This is a genomic window from Streptomyces sp. NPDC002896, from assembly GCF_040295225.1.
Classification (GTDB): Bacteria; Actinomycetota; Actinomycetes; order Streptomycetales; family Streptomycetaceae; genus Streptomyces.
The window spans coordinates 1-16,525 of the sequence record NZ_JBEOVA010000008.1 but is presented as its reverse complement, the minus strand read 5'-3'; the positions used below and the strand labels follow the sequence as shown (position 1 = coordinate 16,525).

The window sequence follows — 16,525 nt, the reverse complement described above, 5'->3', positions numbered from 1 at the left end:
GGGGCCGGTCAGCGGCGGGGCGAAGCCACGAGCGAGCGGATGACCAGCGCGCAGATGGCGAGCGAGGCAGCGGTGACGGCGACCGCGAGGAGCATCGAGACGAGGACGGCGCCGACGACCAGGACGACGGCGGTGCCGCCGCCGATGACGGCGACCAAGGCCCCGGGCGTGAGCTGGACCGTGGGCCGGGACAGCGCCGGAGCGACGGAAGTGGGCGCGAGGGCCGGTGCCTGCTGGACGACGGTCGTCGACTCGACGACGGCGGGCGGGGTGACGAGGCCGGTCGGCATGGGGTTTGTCGGGATCTTCGGGCGGAGCATCGGTGGTTCTCCCTTCCGGGGGTTACTTGATGGCGGTGTCGATGGCGGGGGCCAGGAGGCTGTCGGCGAGGAGGTAGCCGCCGAGGAGGAGCACGGCGACGAGCCACCAGGGCGGGCGGATGAGCTTGATGCCGAGCCAGCCGACGACGATCAGGGCGAGCCAGAGCGGGACATCCATGGCGGTCTCCTCAGCGGACCTTGCAGCGGTGCGTGCGGGCGGCGAGCTGGGCGGCGGAGGAGCTGGAGAAGTCGGCGGACCAGCCGCAGCGGTCGGCGGTGCATACGGCGGCGTGCTTGGTGCGGCCGTGGCGGTCGCGGTGAGTACCGATCTGCACGGGGCCGATCTGCATCACGGAGTGGAAGAAGTCACGGGTAGGCATGACGGTGGTTCTCCTCTCAGGTCAGGTGAGTTGGGCGGCGATGTCGTCCGCGAGCTGGGGCGGGACGCCGAGGCGGGCGCGCAGGGTGTCGACGTCGATCCGCGTCCCGGTGCGGGCGTGGTGGTCGTCGGCGACCTTGCGGGCGTGGTCGACCAGCGCGGGCGGGACCGGCACCGTGGGAGCCGGGGCCGGGGCCGGGTCGGGGGCGGGCAAAGCCGGGGCTTCCTCGGCAGCGGCGACCGGGACGGCTTCCGGCTCCGGGTCGGAGACAGGCTCCGGATCGATGTCAGGTGTCGAGGCCGGGGCTACGGGCGCCGGCGGAACCGGCATCCCGTCCCTGGCGGTGTGGGCAAGGAGGGTGCCGCCGAGGAAGGCGAGGGCGGGCCATCCGGCAACGCCGAACCGCAGCCAGGCCGGAGGATGCTGAAGGTCGAGGAATCCAGCAGTGGCGACATTGGCGCCGAGCGAGGCCACCAGGGCGATCAGAAACCAGCACCAGGCCAGCCGGGACGGGCCACTGTTGCGCAGCCGTCGCCAGGCAGCCACGAGCAGCAGGTCGACGCTGATCGGGTAGGCCCATGCCTTCCAGCCGTCTTGTCCGGCAGCGGCGGCGAGGTCGTGCAGGTGGGCGAAGGACAGCGCACCAGCGATCACCGCCTGTACGAGCACGGCATCCAGACGGATCGAGCGGGGCATGGTCTTCACCTCCTTCAAGAAAATTGGGCCGGGACGGGGCGGCGCTCATGGTCCGGCCGTCCGGTCCCCGGCGGTGATCAGTCAGTAGGGGCGAGGCCGGTGCCGAAGCAGGTCAGGCACAGGCCGTTCTGTTGGCCGACGACGCGGCGCTTACGGCCGATGCGGACCGAGACGGCGACCTCTCCGGTGCCCTTGCAGATCGGGCATGTCTTCGAGGGGCGCTTGCGGGCTGTGGTCTTCCGCGTGGCCATGGTCACCACCCCTGGCGGGGGTAGTCGGGGCGGTCGGTGGGGTCGTAGCCGGGCGGCAGCGGAGGAAGGAAGCCGCAGGCCAAGGACGCAGCCAGGGCCGGGGCCATCACAGCCACGAACTCTTCATCCGTGCCGGGCAGGTGTGCGTACAAGGCCAGGGCGCCGAGCAGCTGCACTGTGCGTTCGAAGTCCTCGTGGGCGTCCAAGGGGTCACCTCCTATTTCGGGCATGGGCGGGGTAGGGACCTGGCGCGATGCGGTCGCGCCGACCGGGGTGCGGGAGAGATCAGGCTGTGGCGGGCGTGGCCTTGGAGAGCGGTACAGCGCCGGAGGCCAGCGGGACGACGGTGGGTCGGAATGCTGCGAGTTCGGGCAGGTCCGGAGTGCGGTCGTCGTACCGATTGCAGATGTTCACGGCCTGGCGCAGCGAAGTGTGCGGGGCGCGGATACGGGCCCATCCACCGGTCGAGTCACCGGCAACAGCGACGCCGGGGGTGTCGGTGGGGATCTGGATGGCGGCGAGGACGGCGTCTGGGGAGATGTCGCCGAAGGCCATGTTGGCCGAGGTTTCGTCGTTGACGCGGTGGGCGGTACGGCCGGTGAGCTGGGCGCGGAGCATGGTGATGCCCTTGCCGAGTTCGGAGCCGAAGCGCTGCCCGCAGATCTCCAGGTAGATCCCAGCGGCACGGCCGAGCTGGGCGAGGCGTACGAGGGCAGTGATGATCCGGTCCCGGCGCTTCTCCTCCTCCTTGGTGGCGAACAGGGCAAGTTCGGCGACTTCGTCGACCAGGACCACGACGGGGGTCGGGCGTATGTCGTCGGGCAGGTCCCAGATGTCGGCGGCGATCTCCGCGTCCGGGACGTTCACCGTGATGCGCTGTTCGGCTCGTATGAGCTGGTAGACGTTCTCCATGTGGGACAGGAGCGCTTCGAGCAGTTCAAGCGCGGTATCTGGGTTGTCGGCGAGCGCGGAGAACCGGCGGGCCAACGGGAACAGCTCGACGCCCTGCTTACAGTCGATCCCGACCAGGGCAACATCCTGCGTGGCGAGCCCGGCCACCAAATTGCGCTGATAGACGGACTTGCCTGACTCCGTGGCGCCCAGCGTCAGGCCGTGCGGGACGGCGCGGTAATCGCGGTAGTGCACGGCACCGTCCTCGCGCAGGGCGACCGGGACCCGCATCGGGGCACGGTCGACCTTGGCCGGCATTTGCACCCGCTTGAGCACGTCGTAGCCCGTCATCCGCAACTCGACGACACCTGACCGCAATTCGCGAGAAGTCACGCCGTACATCGCGAACGAATGGCGCAGCCGGTCCGTGGCTGCGGCGACGTCGAACGCGTCCTGTCCGGGGCGGAGCTTGAGCCGTAAGACAAGACCGGTCCGGGTGGGCCGCATGCGCAGGATGCGGGGGGCCTGAGGCTCGGGCACCGGGCGATTGGTCATCCGGGCGAGCGAGAGGCGCCACCGCGAGGGCGGGACCGTCAGCCCACAGGCGTCCATGACCGAGGCGTACCGGAAAGCGACCCGCAACGCGGCGAAGGTGACCCCGAAGGTCATCCAATACCAGGCGGGGCGCCGCCACCGCAGGAGAACCGCGGTGACGACGACCAGCAGCAGCAGGGCGACCGTGGACCAGGTCATGGTCAGGCCGCCTTGGACTGCGAAGCACTGGCCACGAGCGAAGTGACGGCGACCGCGCGGAAGGCGATGCCGTGCCGCTTCTGCCCGTTGAACTCGTTCTCCCACGGGCGGGCGATGAGGCCGGTGAGGGCGACCGGAGTGCCCATCGTCAGCTCACCAGAAATACCCGGCTCGGGGACGGTCACGGACAGGATCTCGACCTCGTCGTTGGCCGCGAACATCACGTCCACGGTCATCAGCGTGGCGCCGGTCTCGGCGTCGGTGGCGATCTCACCGGAACGACGGTCCTTGACCTTGGGCTGCGGGGACTTGGCCACCATCACGGAGGCGGCGGAGGTGTCGACGGGAATCTGACGCATGATGGAACTCCCTTTCAGAGGGGCGGGAGCGGCGTACTTGCTTGGCGGTGGGTCGCCGCTCCTGTGCATTGACGTTGGCCCGTGGCAGACGCCTACGGCCACTTGCGTTCCCAACTGGTGCGCACCAGTAGATTGCATCTGGTGCGCACCAGATGTCAAGCGTTGTCGCCGTCCGGCCTGACCAACTCGCCTTCCTGCGACGCTTCTAGAAAACCGCTCAGCCCAACGCCCCGGTAGCCAACAGGGGTTAACAGAGATTGGGTTAACCCCTGACGACCTGCGTCGATGTGCGGCATGCTGCTGTTACGGCTGAGGATTCACATGCAGGGCGGTGCACGTGACGAACGGACTCCGGGCGGCGAGGAACGCACGCGAGTGGTCGCAAGAGCGGTTAGTCCGCGAGATCGAGCGCTATGCGCGACAACACATGCTCACGGTCGCGTCCACAGCCAGCCTGCACGTCTACGTCTCAGAGTGGGAGAACGACAAACGCCAGATCTCTGAGCGGTACGCCAAGATCCTTCGGCCGCTGCTCGGCATCACCGATGACGAGCTATACGGCAGGCACAACACCCCAGCAGCGTCCATCGAAGTGGACGGGTACGACGAGCTAATGAGCCGCATCGATGCGGCTCGGAGCGTCAGCCTCACCATGGTGAAGACATTCATGGACCAGACCGAACTGCTACGGACCATGGATCGGCAGATGGGGGCGGCGAGTCTCGTCGATCAGATGACCGGTCACCTGTCGACCCTGGAGGACGCGCTCACCTTCGCCGTACTCCCCGAGACCCGTCGCCCCGTGGCCCGCGCTCTAGCCGGGGCCGCGACGTGTGCAGCCTGGCAAGCGCTCGATGTCGGGGCCGTCGAACGGGCCTGGCGCCACTACGAGCTAGGCAAGCATGCCGCCAAGGAAGCTGACGAGCCGATGTATCTCGCGCACGCCACCGCGGAGCAGGCGTACGTACTATGCGACGCAGGTCGCCCAGCCATCGCCGTCGAGTTGATCCGAGATGCTCAGCGTGCCGGCGGCAAGGTGATGTCGCCCCGGCTCAAGGCATGGCTGTACGCGGCCGAGGCCGAGATCTGCGCCAAGGCCGGCATGCCCGAGGACTGCCGTCGGGCACTGGACAATGCCATGCGGTGCCTGCCTCCAGGCGAGGAGGCCCGCGACCCGGACATGCTGAGCATCTTCCTGAACGAAGGGCACCTCAGCCGCTGGCGCGGGAACGCCCTCGCGCTGATCGGTGACGCTGAAGCGGTGGAGAGCCTGTACGACGCACTGGACTCAGTGGACCCCACGTTCATCCGAGCTTCCGCAGGACTGCGCTGTGATCTAGCTCAGGCTCACTTGGCCCGCGGCGAATATGACCAGGCCCACGACCACCTTCGGCAAGCGCGCTTGCTGGCGAACCGCACAGGGTCCGTGCGCCACCGTCGTCGAATCGAGCAGCTCACGCAGCGCTTGTAGGCGACTTCCTGGCAGCCCGTGAAGCAAGCAGGTGCAGGAGTGCGACGAGCGTCCCCGAGCCCATCAGCTCGCCCCTAGCCATGAGTTCGGGGATGTCCGCAAGCGGTACCCAGGCGACGTGGCCGGCCTCTTCGAGATCAGTCGGCTCACCGACGTGCTTGGCACCACGGCCTACGTAGATCTCGTGCGGTGAATCGACCATGCCCACCATGGGCTGATATGTGACCAGATGCTCTAGTGCATCCGGTCGCCAGCCGGTCTCTTCCTCCACCTCGCGGAGCGCAGTCACGGCAGGATCCTCGCCGGCGTCCACGATGCCGCCAGGCAGCTCCCAGCCAAAGGACTGAGGGACAAAACGGTACCGCCAGAGCATGAGCACTCGATCTTGATCGTCGAGGACGGCAGCAATCGCGACATGGTGGAGCCGCACTACGTGATGCTCGAACCGCTCGACGCCGGGCGGCTCAACATCGACGAGTTCGAGCTTCACCCAGCGGTTGTCGTAGAGAGTGCGCTCACCGTGAATCTGCCACGGCTCCAAGTCAGCCGGCGCCTGCACGGTCACAGCACGATTCGGCACCCGGTAGGAACTACGCCCATGCACCTCGATGGCGCCCTCAGCCACGAGCTTCGCCAGGACCTGACGCAGCTGGGTGCGGCCGATGTCGAGTTCCTCGGACAGGGCGCGTTCAGAGGGGATCTTGGCTCCCGGCGGATACGTGCCCGTCGAGATCCATTCGCGAATCGTGCGGTACACCCGCTCCGACTTCGGTCCCATCCCTTGAGCACACTCCCCGCGGTCTTATGTCGGCCCGCACAAGCGTAGCCGCCGAGGCCGACGCCCGACAGGGACGATCAGTCACCGGTGAACACTCATGCCCCGAGCCACGCTCGCCGATGCCTGGCAACGGCGTATACGGCCTCGACCTGATCAGGAGTGAGTTCGCCAGTGAGCGGGCCGAGTGCCGAGACTTCTCGTTCTCGATACGCCCGCACTGTGAGTTGCGACGTGGCCTTGACCAGGTCCGTGACACCGACGAATACCAGCGTGGGCACCACGGTCACCGCGAACCCGCAGAACCGCTCCAGGACGCGCTGCACCCGGCGGGCTTCCGCTCGACTGCTAGCCGGGTACGGCTGCGGCGGGCCGTGGTTGACCTTGACCATGTCGTCACCGACCCACACCGGCTTACCGTTGTGATGCTTCGTATTGATCGAGAACACCCCACCGGGGCCGATCAGCAGGTGGTCGATGTCCACGGCGTTCGGCAGCGGAATCCCGTGCAATACGCGCCAGCCGAACGATGAGAGCCGCTTGAGCTCGCGCCCGACGCGACGCTCCCCCGCGAGTCCTGCGAACCAGGGATCCCAGTCTGACGAGCGACGTAGCAGACGAGCCCAGACGCGTTGCATGGGTGTCGGTCCCTTTGCCGCGATCAGTGCCAGCAACGCGGCACCGGGGCGATTCAGCTCCAGATCATCCGCCGAGGTCAACGCCGGCAGCATCGGCCGCTGCTCTGCAGTGGATCGGAGCTTGGCCGTACCGCCCTGGGAGCCTCCGGACGACGGCGGCTTCGCAGACAGGAGGGGCACCGCCTTGCGTGCCAAGTGGGGCCGGAGCGCATCCAGCGCCGCGCGCCGGTACTGCTCCTTTTCGACCGTGACCTTTCCCGTGCGGCAGTCGACCCACGCCACAGCAGTGCCGTCCGGCAGATTCACGTAGAGCCGATCCTGACCATGCCGCTTCCATGGGCTTACTGACAGCTCGCTCATGCCCGCCCCCAAGATGAGTGTCGTCCCCAATGACATGGCAGCAGTCGACCTAGGGACCCACAAGAGCGCCTTGCGGACAGAGTTTCCCTACTTCATCAAGCACCCGGCTGCGCTCCGCTCCGCCGGGCGGGCTTCCCGGCCCCGCTCGGGGCGCCGCTCCTGCCTCCGGCCCGCTCCGCCCCGGCTGCGCCGACGCCCGCCCACTGTGGATAGGCCCGGAGGTCATGAGTCGAGCACCCGACTTCTGCGGCCCACGGTCAAGGACGATGCCTCCGGCGGAGGATCGGCCGGCACCGGGTGGGAGGGGCGCCGTTCCCGGCCGCGGGCACATCGTGGCGAGCGTGGTGGGCTCCCATCCCGTCCACCATCGACCCAGGCAAAGCCGAGCAGACGCGGCCCATGGCGTCCAGGTCGTTCGTACAGTGGCGCGCTCCACCTGGACGCCATGAACCACGCCCGCTCCACAGACGTGTGGGTCGACGGCGGACGGGATGGGAGCTGGGGAGGGTGATGGGTTGAGGTCCTGGGCCAGCAGGGACGAGGCACCCAGGAACTTGAGGCAAGCCTCGGCCGAGTTGTCGACCCTCTGGACAAGGTGATCCATCATGCCGGTATATTTTCTGGCATGAATTCCTACCCGGAATCCCCGGAAGTGTTATCAGGCTTAGGTGAGAAGGTCACTCACGGTCTGGCTAGATCGGTGCGGCTTGCAGCCGATGACCTGCATACCTACCGCGGCTGGAACCCGACGTGGGTGGCAGAAGCGAGCGAGCGCGGTCTGGCCAACTGGATTCATGACCGTCTGTGGGCTCACCTCACGAGCTTGCTTGACGGTCACCCAGGGGTGACCCTGAGTCACGGGGAGCCCACTCGCGAGGTGATCGTCGGCGTCGGCTATCGTCTGCGAGTCAAGCGGCATCGCGAAGATGGCCAGGTCAGCAGCTACGCGACTCAGACAGCCCTGGAGTTCTTTGCACAGGGTGTGCAGGACACGTTTCCGGGAATGGAAGAAGTCCGCCTAGTCGCTGGCTACGAGTGGGAAGCTGACTCACGCGAGATCGGTGAAGCGGTGCTGTCGCTACGCGATGGTCAGGACAACGTGGTCTGGCTGGTACCTCTGCCGGACGTCGGTCAAGCTGGAGGCACGGTTCAGCCTGTCCGTCCTACAGCGCCCGAACCCTCGCTCCCGTCGATCGACGTGCCTGCGCCTGGAAAGCACGAAGCAACGGAGGATGGGTCGAAATGAGCAGTCTCGGCGAAGCGATCACAACAGCTCGCCGGGCCCTTGGTTTCACCCAGGAAGACTTGGCAGAGGCCGCTGGGGTGACCCAAGCGGCCCTGTCCCGCTACGAGAACGATCTGCGTGAGCCTGAGAGTGAAGCACTTGCCCGGCTCTCGGCCGCTCTCGGCGTGACCGTTTCATTCCTCAAGCAAGCGAGTTCCGTCCGCGGCGCGATGGCCGTAGACGCTCACATGCGGAAGCGGGCGACCGCCAAGGCCACAACCTGGCGTCAACTGGAGTCCCAGTTGAACATGTACCGCATGCATGTCCGCCATTTGATGGAGGAAGTGTCACTGCGGGCACAGCAGCGCATCCCGACCTTCGACCCAATCGACACAGACGCCGCTGATGCAGCTCGCATGGTTCGGATGCAGTGGCACATGCCCATCGGCCCTGTGAGGTCAATGGTTCGTTGGGTTGAAGCCGCGGGCTGCATCGTCCTCGCTGAAGACTTCGGGACAACGCGTGTTGACGGACTCTCTCAGTGGGTCGACGACTATCCAGTAATGATGATCAACGTAGCGGCACCCGTTGATCGAGTCCGCCTCACCGTTGGCCACGAACTGGGGCATCTGTGCCTGCACTCCTCCGAGCCCACTCTCACTATGGAGGAGGACGCGACTCGATTCGCGGCGGAGTTCTTGATGCCTGAAGAGGTCATCCGACCACAGCTCAGAAACCTCACGCTGGGCCGGCTGCATGACCTCAAGCGGGAGTGGGGCACGTCGATGCAAGCCATCATCGAGCGCGCTTATGACTTGCAAGTCATTACGTCCGCGAAACGCACAAGCCTGTACAAGTCTCTGGGCAACCGCGGGTGGCGGACGCGCGAGCCCTTGAGCGACGAACTCCCTCCCGAGACCCCTGCCTTGGCTCAATCCATCGGCGAGGCCATGGCCGACAAGGGCCTCAGCCATGAGGAGATCGCCGAGATGGCCGGGTTCTCGAATGCAGACCGGAACACACTCTTTGTCGCCCCCACACGACGCTTGCGGGCGGTCTGAGCGCAGCCGAAGCTGGATCTTCCCAAGCTCAGGGCGCCGCCCCTCTGTTGCGAAGGAGCATGAGCTCCGTCTCACTGATGCGGCACGTGCTTTAGGGCTAAAAGGGCTCACTGAGGGGCCTGTTGGAGCGCCAGTCAGCAAAGGCCCCATCCCGTGAGCGGACGCCTGTGAGATCGCCGTGGAACAGCACCGCTGCCTCTGGTCTGCGCGCAGGAGGATCGGCTAAGTAGGCGTTGACGTGATCCCAGGTCTGCAAATCAACGGTGAGACTCTCGTACCAAGCCAGACCGCGAGTGTTGCAGCCCTTGCACAGCAGCCCTCGCACGCACTGTCCGCAAGAGGTCGGTCCGGAACAGCAGCGGTGGTCGTGATCAATGTGCCACCATGACGGCCCTTCAGTTGAGGGGTCGCCTCCCAGACTGCCGCAGAGGGGGCAGGTGTCATCCTGAACTCTGAGGATTGCATTGACACGGGCACGCGTCAGATTGTGTCGTCGTGCCTGCCGTTCGGCGTTGCGGCACTGCGGACACACCCTCCCCTTGGGTCCTGCATCGACCCGCCAAAGCTTGTCGAAGCACACCTTGCACGGTTCTAAAGTATCGACCCACGCATCGAACTCTTCACGCGTCAGGGCAACGATCTCGTCGTCTGTTAACCAATCCACAAGTCGCAAGTTAGACGGCGGCACTGACAGCCGGGCAGCTGTCGCTGCGAGTTCGCCTTGCCGCCCCCCACACGGACCGCGCAAGAGTCCCAGCCCCGGTGAGTGTCTAACTGCGTGACCACCGCGACGCACAACCGCGAACAACCGTGGACGTCAGCGGACCATCAGCGCAGGTGACAGGAACCGCAGCCCAAGCACAACGGCCGCCCCAAGTTGCTTCGGGAGGAAGTGGTCGCCAGGCCATCGGGGCAGAGTCGGTTGTCAGTGCCGTGATCTACAGTTCCCTCCACCACGCGACTGGCTCTGGGGGACTCATGGCTACTTGGCTGCTGAACTGCAACCCGAAGACGTTCAAGCTCGACGAATACCGCGATGCCGGCGAGGTCCTGACCTCATGGACTATTGCCCGGCACAAGGACGAGGTTGCGGCCGGCGACGAGTTCGTTCTGTGGGTCAGCGGACCCAACGCGGGTATCGCGGCGTACGGTCACTTCACGGGTCCCGCAGAGTACGGGCAGGTAGATCCCCAGTATTGGACGGCCGATCCTGGCCAGAAGCACTTCGTACCCCTTGACGTCGACAAGTGGCTTGACCTGCGTATCCCGAAGGCGCAGCTAGCCGGAGACGCACGCATGGCCGAGGCGACAATCCTTCGCCAGCCCTTCGCGGGCAACCCTCACCGCTTGACCGCCGACCAGTGGCAGGCCATCCGCGAGGCCATCGACGCCACGGAAAGCAGCGACCCGGACTGGCACCTGAACCCCGGCGACACGATCCGGCGAACGGAACTGCACACGCTCTACGGAGGAAGCTCCCAGAACGGGATCTCACCTTCAGGAACATCGGACAACATCCTCATTTTCACGGCGGCGAGCTCGGGTCACCAGCACGGCTACTTCGACACCTGGAACGAGGACGGGACCTTCCACTACACCGGCGAAGGCCAGACCGGCAACCAGAGAATGATCCGCGGGAACAAGGCCATCTTCGAACACCGCGATACCGGCAAACGCCTGCGCCTCTTCGACGGGGCCCGCGGAACGGTCCGCTATCTCGGCGAGTGGACGCTGGACCAAGAGCAGGCCTACAGCTGGGCGGAAGCTCCAGAGACAGGGGGCGGTCCTCTCCGTCAGGTCATCCGCTTTCACCTCGTCCCAGTACGGACGACGATCACTGCGCCGGATGTGGAGGTCGGCCAGGGCTACTTGGTCGTAGACGAGGAAGTCGCACCCGCGCCGGCAGCCCCGAGCACCCCAGACCCCGACCTTGTTGGCCGCAACCTGTCGACTCACCGCAGGCTCCAGAACCATCTGGCTCAGGAAGCGCAGTACCGCGGACTGACTGCGCTGTCTCCCGGCGCCACTGATCCCGATTTCGACCTTGCTTGGCGCGACGGTCAGAATCGGCTCACCGTGTGCGAGGTCAAGTCCCTGACACGCGCCAACGAAGCCCGTCAGCTCCGAGCCGGGCTCGGCCAGGTCCTGGACTACAAGGACCAGCTCACCGAACGCGCCGCGGACGTGGCAGCGGTGCTCTGGATTGAGCGCGAGCCGACCGAGATCAGGTGGGTCAACCTCTGCAGGCAGGTTGGCGTCACGCTCGCGTGGCCCGGTCGGGAGGAGACAGTCTTCTCCCACATCCACAACAGCAACCAGAGCTGAGAGGTAGATCTGGTCCCCGTGCCACAACCGTGCCAGAACGAGCGGGGAACCAGGGGGAACGGCAGACGCTAGCAGGGCGTGAACCCAACGTCCGCTGGAGAGCCCCCACCGCAGGTCAGCCACCCAGTCGCCCAACCTCGCTCCTAAAGCGGGTGTCGCAGGTTCAAATCCTGCCGAGGGCACCAGCGCAAAGGCCCCGGACCGATCTTGGTCCGGGGCCCTTGACATCCATCGACCCAGGCAAAGCCGAGCAGACGCGACCCATGGCGTCCAGGTCGTTCGTACAGTGGCGCGCTCCACCTGGACGCCATGAACCACGCCCGCTCCACGGTGTGTGGGCCGACGGCAGACGGGATGGGAGCTGGCGAGAGGTGGGGGTGAGGAGCACTGCCTAGCTGTGCAGGTACTTCAACCGACGGTGCAACAACGGAAAATCCGACAACTTCGGCGGAACCTCGGGTTCGTCCGGTGCCGGGTCCGCAGGCTCCCAATTGAGTGCATAAAGAGCATCACCGATTAGCGCCTTGAGATCTTCGTCATCCAACGGAATCACGAAACCCCGTCGATCCTGTGCAGTGTCGCGGCAGCGGCGAAGAAACAGATCCTTGTCCTGAAAACGGCGACACGCCAAGATCCCAAACTTACCCCGAAGCGGAGAGAAACGCGATGAGAGTTGATCCAGCTCTGGATTCTTTACGTCACTCCCGTAGTTTTTGCATTCCACGAATACGTACTTCGACGGAATTTTGTGACTCACAAGGAAGGTAAAAAATCCTTCCTTGGCGTTATTCGTGTAGGAGATGTCCACACGCTTGCGCCCGTCATGCAGCTCTTCTTCCATCTCCGGCATGATAAGAGACGGGTAGAAAAGGGCAGTGAGCAGCGCCTCGGTCGCTTTGTGATACCGGTTCGCGGCCTCAAAACCGGTGGGCACTTGTAGCACTGAGTTTAGTAGGGCATCGAAGTCCGGTGTTGCACTCTCGGCCAGCTCGGCCATATCCGCATGACCAAGAGGAGCAGGCCGAATTTGCTTCTTCAAGCCGCGATAGTGCTCGTAGACTCCAGGACGCTTAAGTGTTTCACGAGTAATGTCCGGCTTAGTACTTCCGAACATGTACCCGATCTCTTTCTTCGTCGGGTACGAATTAGGCGGCTTCTTACTGCCGGATCGCACGGCATCCAGGAGGCTCCGTGCCGCACCGCCAGCCACTTCACTCTGCAGAACCGGAGCAAGGTGGTGACGATAGTACTCTCCTCGCGACATGTGCATATCGCGTCGCACAATTGCTTTCGGAACTAGCAAAAGCTTCTCGCCATCAGGCATCGGCAAAGAAGTGAAGTCGTGCTCCCACTCAAGCGTATCCGGGTTCCAGACAGGACCACTATCGACACCATCTTCGAGATCGATGTCAAACATGTGGGCCATCTGTTGCGTATACACAATCAACGGGCCCCGAATGATGTTCGTGGTGACGTCAGATACGATATCTTTATCCACTCCACCGATAAAGAACGCAGTATCCTCAAGGTCTTCAATCAGACCAGATTTCGCAGCCTCGCTTTCTGCGAGCTTTTCGGCAAAATCTTGCCCCATCTGGCGCCCGAATCCTCGCCCAGCACTTTTTCCTTGCGAAATGCCAAGATGGGTCTCGTTAGGCTCGCTCAGCCGCGAAAGCAGTGCTGAGACTCTTCTCTTGTCGCCCAGCTTTACTGAGTCCAGGACGCTATCGAAGAAGGTCGTAAGCATGCGCATGCAATCCATGCCCCAGTCATCCTGGAGGTAACGGATGGCGCTTGGATCGACATAGGCCCGAAGGTCATTCACAGTATCCACATCGACAAAGTCGAGTGATCCCTGATTACGGCCCAGATTGTAATATTCGGAAACCCTCACAGCAGCCCCCCGGCTACAAATCGTGGAACCTCCAGCACCGAAGGTGCAGTCTGCCATGATCAGATCGCCACCAACAGGTCGCATGAGATCGCGGTGTTGCGGTGCGCCTGAACAGTTGTGCGGGCAAGTCAGAGGAGACCCTCTCGAGAGGGGACAGCGGCTACCAGAGAAGAGTCCGCAGCCGGCACGCTCCCTTCGCAACAGAGCTCCAGGTTCGGCTCCCCCGCCGAAACCACAGCACGGTGCAGCCGAGCAGACCTACACAGGCCTCTACCTGAACATATGGGGGCAAACCGGTTAGCTCTTCAGTCACTCTCAATGAAGCCGTCCAAGCGCCTGCTTCCACGGTCAAGCAAGCCCTAGGATCGCGGCATGAGTGACGCGAATGAACTGGACGACGACAAGTCCGCCGAAGACGAAGGCGACCTGTTGGCCTGGGAAGATGATGAGGCTGCCACTACGACGGTTGACTGGACAGTCGAAACCGTAGTGAGTCAAATGCGCAAGGGTCGCATTGACCTGAACCCAAGCTTTCAGCGGCGTGACGCCTGGACCCGCGTCGCCAAGTCGCAATACATTGAGTCGCTCGTACAGCGCTTTCCGGTACCGCAAATCGTCCTGGCCGAGGACTCGAAGAGGCCAGGAAAATTCCTGGTTATCGACGGTAAGCAGCGACTTCTGTCCATCCGTCAATTCTGCGCAGACCCCAAAGATCCTAGGGATGCCCAGTGGATGGACGAAAAACTCCGCTTGTCAGGCCTAAAGGAGAGCGAAAAGCTCAACGGTGCCACGTACGAGAAGATGGAGGATAATTTTCCGGCCGAGGCAACCAGGTTCGAGAATGCCACCATTCGGGCTGTCCTACTCCGCAAATGGCACAGCCAAGACTTCTTGTATACCATCTTCTATCGCCTTAACTCCGGAAGTCTAAAGCTTTCGGCGCAGGAGCTTCGCCAAGCGCTCTACCCTGGCGACTTCATGGAATTCATCGATAAGCACTCCGGCGCAAGCCCCGCCCTTCGCTGGCTCCTACGCAAGCCGAAACCTGACCGTCGGATGGTTGATGCGGAACTCCTACTCCGATTCATTGCATTCAACGTGGGCGAACACGTTTACGAGGGTAACCTGAAGACGTTTCTCGATGACACCGCCGAAACACTCTCGGCCCAGTGGGATAAAGGCGGCGAAGCTCGGGTTAAAGCGGCAGCAGAGCTGCTGGAGGAAGCAATCTTTGCAGCCAAGGACGTGTTCGGTAAGGACGCTTGCCGTAAATATACAGAGGATAAATTTGAGCGGTCAGTCAACCGGGCCCTGTTCGATGTGCAAATCCACTATCTGACGGACCCAGAACTCCGAGAGTGGCAGAAACAGAATCCGGAACCCACGGTCCAGGCATTCAAGGACCTCTGCACCTCGGATGCGCTCTTTATCGACTCCGTCTCCAATACAACTAAGACTCCACGCGCCGTAAAGAAGCGCTTCGGAGCTTGGGGCGCAAAACTGACTGAAATTAGTGGAATCCAGCACAGTCTCCCGGCCTCAGTCTCTGGGATGTCGAATGACGACGAATGAGCCGTGGCAACCGCTCGAGCACTCCATGGCTACTGTTGCAGAACACCTGGGAATCCTAGACAAAGAGGGTGGCATTGTCGCAGACCCCGAAGAAATTACCGACGAGTACATTTCGGGGATCTCCACCCCAACCCGCGCATTCCTTGTGCTCTGCAGCTCGGAGCTCGAAGAATACGTGGAAGCCCGATGCTTGAACTTTCTGAGCACCTGCATAACTGGCGCGAACGAGCGCCTGCAACATAACTGCCTGCATGCTCTCAGCATCTATTTCCGATCCAACATTGGCAAGCTGTTGGATCACGGAGGCTATTCAGTCGACTTTTACGCCACGCCTGAGCAGGCGAGACGCTACGGCAAAGAGATCAGTGCGGCACGCAAGAAGTCCGCGTCATCGGTCGGCAACGGGGAACCTTTAGATCCTCGGATATTTAATAAGCAAACCCTTACTGTCAAGTTGTGCTCGTGGTATAACGAACAGGTTGTTGCCACGAGCCACGGAATCAGTGACAGCGACCTCGTCGGACTGCTGGCTCCGCTCGGGTTCAGCGCCAACCTCACCCGAGACACATGCGGAACGCTCTGCGCAGCACTACAGAGCCTCGCGGCAGCACGCGGAGAAGCAGCCCACCGTTCAGCTCTCTCGGGTGGCTGGCCCTTCAGAGGACTGACCGCGCCGCTGAGTCAGCAGCTGTCCCTTCGGGATACCTGGAGCCGTTGGGAAGCGGTTATGGAGTCTTTGTATGAGTTCGAAGACCTTCTCACCGGGCGCGTGAGGAGCGACTCCGAAGTCGACGCGCAATGAGTGAGATGTGGCCCCATCGTCCCGACGATGAACACTGCTGCCGTGGACAGCCTGTGGACAGGACACCTACCACTGGGCGCACATAGCCCGTTGACCAGCAGCAATGGAGGAGTCCCAAACGGCCTCCGGAGCCGTGTGCTCAGGTTCGAATCGTGCCGGGGCAGGCAGCAGGCGCCAGCGTGAATCCAGGTGCTGACCTGCAGGAGTGCCGAGCACAAAGGGTCGGACCCAGTCTCATGAGTCCGACCCTTTGTCGTCGCCCGCCAGTGACCACATCTGTGTGGCCTGTGGGCCGCACGCGAGCCTGCCGAGGGGCTACGACTTCTTGTCCGTAGCCCATCGTTGTGCGTCAGCGTCCGGCCGCGAAGTGCACGAACGCAGACCACTCCGAATAGCGGAAGGCGAGTTGGGCGCGGGTGGGGGCCTTGGAGTCGCGTATGTGGACCGTACCGGGCGTGACGGCGACTTCGAGGCACGCGCCGCCTTCGTTGCCGCTGTAGCTGCTCTTGAACCAGGCAAGGCGCACGGGTTCCGCAGTGCTCATAGCTCTCCCAGCATCTTTTTGATCAAGGCGAGGGACTCCTGCATGGTGAGCGCCTGCGCCCTGATGCTGCCGTACTGTGCGGCCAGGATGCGGACGTCTTCCGGGTCCGTGACCTAGTGCCGCATCAAGCAACGTTCGCCCTGTCGATGACCTCGCGGAGCCGCTCGTCGGCGGCGTGCTTGTTCCGCCAGATGATGTAGCGGCGGAT

19 protein-coding genes and 1 pseudogene are annotated in these 16,525 nt (G+C 63.7%); 6 read left to right on the top strand and 14 right to left on the bottom strand.

The window, feature by feature from the left end:
• Nucleotides 1–8: 8 nt before the first annotated feature.
• The 8 genes from ABT009_RS16020 to ABT009_RS15985 all read right to left on the bottom strand — a co-directional run bounded on the left by ABT009_RS16020 (nucleotide 9) and on the right by ABT009_RS15985 (nucleotide 3,650).
• Complete coding sequence (locus ABT009_RS16020; RefSeq protein ID WP_351294076.1) at nucleotides 9–320, bottom strand: SpdD-like protein; 312 nt, start codon at nucleotides 318–320, stop codon at nucleotides 9–11.
• Nucleotides 321–342: 22 nt separating this feature from the next.
• Complete coding sequence (locus tag ABT009_RS16015; protein WP_351294073.1) at nucleotides 343–498, bottom strand: hypothetical protein; 156 nt, start codon at nucleotides 496–498, stop codon at nucleotides 343–345.
• Nucleotides 499–508: 10 nt separating this feature from the next.
• A complete protein-coding gene (locus tag ABT009_RS16010; protein ID WP_351294070.1) occupies nucleotides 509–700 on the bottom strand; it encodes a mobile element transfer protein in 192 nt (63 codons plus the stop codon).
• Nucleotides 701–721: 21 nt separating this feature from the next.
• Entirely contained in the window at nucleotides 722–1,396 is a 675-nt protein-coding gene (locus ABT009_RS16005; RefSeq protein ID WP_351294067.1) for a DUF2637 domain-containing protein, read from the bottom strand.
• A gap of 77 nt (nucleotides 1,397–1,473) precedes the next feature.
• Nucleotides 1,474–1,647, bottom strand: a complete 174-nt coding sequence (locus ABT009_RS16000; protein WP_351294065.1) for a hypothetical protein — start codon at nucleotides 1,645–1,647, stop codon at nucleotides 1,474–1,476.
• 2 nt (nucleotides 1,648–1,649) lie between these two features.
• Nucleotides 1,650–1,853, bottom strand: coding sequence for a hypothetical protein (locus ABT009_RS15995; RefSeq protein ID WP_351294062.1), 204 nt, complete (start codon nucleotides 1,851–1,853; stop codon nucleotides 1,650–1,652).
• 79 nt (nucleotides 1,854–1,932) lie between these two features.
• Nucleotides 1,933–3,291 carry an FtsK/SpoIIIE domain-containing protein gene (locus tag ABT009_RS15990; protein ID WP_351294059.1) on the bottom strand — a complete coding sequence of 453 codons (1,359 nt, stop codon included), beginning with the start codon at nucleotides 3,289–3,291 and terminating at the stop codon, nucleotides 1,933–1,935.
• A 2-nt stretch (nucleotides 3,292–3,293) separates the two neighbouring features.
• Entirely contained in the window at nucleotides 3,294–3,650 is a 357-nt protein-coding gene (locus ABT009_RS15985; RefSeq protein WP_067277465.1) for an SCO3933 family regulatory protein, read from the bottom strand.
• A gap of 337 nt (nucleotides 3,651–3,987) precedes the next feature.
• Here ABT009_RS15985 and ABT009_RS15980 point away from each other — a divergent pair, with 337 nt between their 5' ends.
• Nucleotides 3,988–5,121 carry an NsdA family TPR-like regulatory protein gene (locus ABT009_RS15980; protein WP_351294055.1) on the top strand — a complete coding sequence of 378 codons (1,134 nt, stop codon included), beginning with the start codon at nucleotides 3,988–3,990 and terminating at the stop codon, nucleotides 5,119–5,121.
• Here the strand turns inward: ABT009_RS15980 and ABT009_RS15975 are convergent.
• Both ABT009_RS15975 and ABT009_RS15970 read right to left on the bottom strand, forming a co-directional pair.
• On the bottom strand, nucleotides 5,105–5,899 hold the full coding sequence (locus ABT009_RS15975; protein WP_351294052.1) for an NUDIX domain-containing protein: 795 nt from the start codon (nucleotides 5,897–5,899) through the stop codon (nucleotides 5,105–5,107). The genes ABT009_RS15980 and ABT009_RS15975 overlap by 17 nt on opposite strands.
• Before the next feature lie 95 nt (nucleotides 5,900–5,994).
• Nucleotides 5,995–6,894 carry a nuclease-related domain-containing protein gene (locus tag ABT009_RS15970; RefSeq protein WP_351294049.1) on the bottom strand — a complete coding sequence of 300 codons (900 nt, stop codon included), beginning with the start codon at nucleotides 6,892–6,894 and terminating at the stop codon, nucleotides 5,995–5,997.
• A 625-nt stretch (nucleotides 6,895–7,519) separates the two neighbouring features.
• Between ABT009_RS15970 and ABT009_RS15965 the strand changes: the two genes are divergently transcribed.
• Together ABT009_RS15965 and ABT009_RS15960 are read left to right on the top strand one after the other, a co-directional pair.
• Nucleotides 7,520–8,140, top strand: a complete 621-nt coding sequence (locus ABT009_RS15965) for a hypothetical protein (protein ID WP_351294046.1) — start codon at nucleotides 7,520–7,522, stop codon at nucleotides 8,138–8,140.
• Nucleotides 8,137–9,180 carry a helix-turn-helix domain-containing protein gene (locus tag ABT009_RS15960; RefSeq protein WP_351294043.1) on the top strand — a complete coding sequence of 348 codons (1,044 nt, stop codon included), beginning with the start codon at nucleotides 8,137–8,139 and terminating at the stop codon, nucleotides 9,178–9,180. Before ABT009_RS15965 ends, ABT009_RS15960 begins: the two co-directional genes overlap by 4 nt.
• 97 nt (nucleotides 9,181–9,277) lie before the next feature.
• On the opposite strand, the gene ABT009_RS15955 is transcribed toward ABT009_RS15960, so the two are convergent.
• The gene (locus tag ABT009_RS15955) at nucleotides 9,278–9,712 is read right to left on the bottom strand and encodes an endonuclease domain-containing protein (RefSeq protein ID WP_351295000.1); all 435 of its coding nucleotides are present in this window, start codon (nucleotides 9,710–9,712) and stop codon (nucleotides 9,278–9,280) included.
• 446 nt (nucleotides 9,713–10,158) lie between these two features.
• On the opposite strand from ABT009_RS15955, the gene ABT009_RS15950 reads away from it, so the two are divergent.
• Nucleotides 10,159–11,505, top strand: coding sequence for an SRA domain-containing endonuclease (locus ABT009_RS15950; protein ID WP_351294040.1), 1,347 nt, complete (start codon nucleotides 10,159–10,161; stop codon nucleotides 11,503–11,505).
• Nucleotides 11,506–11,896: 391 nt separating this feature from the next.
• Here ABT009_RS15950 and ABT009_RS15945 read toward each other — a convergent pair whose 3' ends face one another.
• Complete coding sequence (locus ABT009_RS15945; RefSeq protein ID WP_351294037.1) at nucleotides 11,897–13,456, bottom strand: DUF8370 family protein; 1,560 nt, start codon at nucleotides 13,454–13,456, stop codon at nucleotides 11,897–11,899.
• A 315-nt stretch (nucleotides 13,457–13,771) separates the two neighbouring features.
• On the opposite strand from ABT009_RS15945, the gene ABT009_RS15940 reads away from it, so the two are divergent.
• Entirely contained in the window at nucleotides 13,772–14,971 is a 1,200-nt protein-coding gene (locus ABT009_RS15940) for a GmrSD restriction endonuclease domain-containing protein (RefSeq protein WP_351294035.1), read from the top strand.
• Nucleotides 14,958–15,773, top strand: coding sequence for a hypothetical protein (locus ABT009_RS15935; RefSeq protein WP_351294032.1), 816 nt, complete (start codon nucleotides 14,958–14,960; stop codon nucleotides 15,771–15,773). Before ABT009_RS15940 ends, ABT009_RS15935 begins: the two co-directional genes overlap by 14 nt.
• A 349-nt stretch (nucleotides 15,774–16,122) precedes the next feature.
• Here ABT009_RS15935 and ABT009_RS15930 read toward each other — a convergent pair whose 3' ends face one another.
• Both ABT009_RS15930 and ABT009_RS15920 read right to left on the bottom strand, forming a co-directional pair.
• Nucleotides 16,123–16,317, bottom strand: a complete 195-nt coding sequence (locus ABT009_RS15930) for a DUF397 domain-containing protein (RefSeq protein WP_351294029.1) — start codon at nucleotides 16,315–16,317, stop codon at nucleotides 16,123–16,125.
• Nucleotides 16,318–16,441: 124 nt separating this feature from the next.
• Nucleotides 16,442–16,525: pseudogene (locus ABT009_RS15920) on the bottom strand (transposase); the annotation flags it as partial.

Excerpts from the sequence above, each read along its gene's own strand:
- ABT009_RS16020 (WP_351294076.1), bottom strand. The coding sequence starts at position 320 with ATGCTCCGCCCGAAGATCCCGACAAACCCCATGCCGACCGGCCTCGTC.
- ABT009_RS16015 (WP_351294073.1), bottom strand. The coding sequence starts at position 498 with ATGGATGTCCCGCTCTGGCTCGCCCTGATCGTCGTCGGCTGGCTCGGC.
- ABT009_RS16010 (WP_351294070.1), bottom strand. The coding sequence starts at position 700 with ATGCCTACCCGTGACTTCTTCCACTCCGTGATGCAGATCGGCCCCGTG.
- ABT009_RS16005 (WP_351294067.1), bottom strand. The coding sequence starts at position 1,396 with ATGCCCCGCTCGATCCGTCTGGATGCCGTGCTCGTACAGGCGGTGATC.
- ABT009_RS16000 (WP_351294065.1), bottom strand. The coding sequence starts at position 1,647 with ATGGCCACGCGGAAGACCACAGCCCGCAAGCGCCCCTCGAAGACATGC.
- ABT009_RS15990 (WP_351294059.1), bottom strand. The coding sequence starts at position 3,291 with ATGACCTGGTCCACGGTCGCCCTGCTGCTGCTGGTCGTCGTCACCGCG.
- ABT009_RS15985 (WP_067277465.1), bottom strand. The coding sequence starts at position 3,650 with ATGCGTCAGATTCCCGTCGACACCTCCGCCGCCTCCGTGATGGTGGCC.
- ABT009_RS15975 (WP_351294052.1), bottom strand. The coding sequence starts at position 5,899 with ATGGGACCGAAGTCGGAGCGGGTGTACCGCACGATTCGCGAATGGATC.
- ABT009_RS15970 (WP_351294049.1), bottom strand. The coding sequence starts at position 6,894 with ATGAGCGAGCTGTCAGTAAGCCCATGGAAGCGGCATGGTCAGGATCGG.
- ABT009_RS15965 (WP_351294046.1), top strand. The coding sequence starts at position 7,520 with ATGAATTCCTACCCGGAATCCCCGGAAGTGTTATCAGGCTTAGGTGAG.
- ABT009_RS15960 (WP_351294043.1), top strand. The coding sequence starts at position 8,137 with ATGAGCAGTCTCGGCGAAGCGATCACAACAGCTCGCCGGGCCCTTGGT.
- ABT009_RS15950 (WP_351294040.1), top strand. The coding sequence starts at position 10,159 with ATGGCTACTTGGCTGCTGAACTGCAACCCGAAGACGTTCAAGCTCGAC.
- ABT009_RS15945 (WP_351294037.1), bottom strand. The coding sequence starts at position 13,456 with ATGGCAGACTGCACCTTCGGTGCTGGAGGTTCCACGATTTGTAGCCGG.
- ABT009_RS15940 (WP_351294035.1), top strand. The coding sequence starts at position 13,772 with ATGAGTGACGCGAATGAACTGGACGACGACAAGTCCGCCGAAGACGAA.
- ABT009_RS15935 (WP_351294032.1), top strand. The coding sequence starts at position 14,958 with ATGACGACGAATGAGCCGTGGCAACCGCTCGAGCACTCCATGGCTACT.
- ABT009_RS15930 (WP_351294029.1), bottom strand. The coding sequence starts at position 16,317 with ATGAGCACTGCGGAACCCGTGCGCCTTGCCTGGTTCAAGAGCAGCTAC.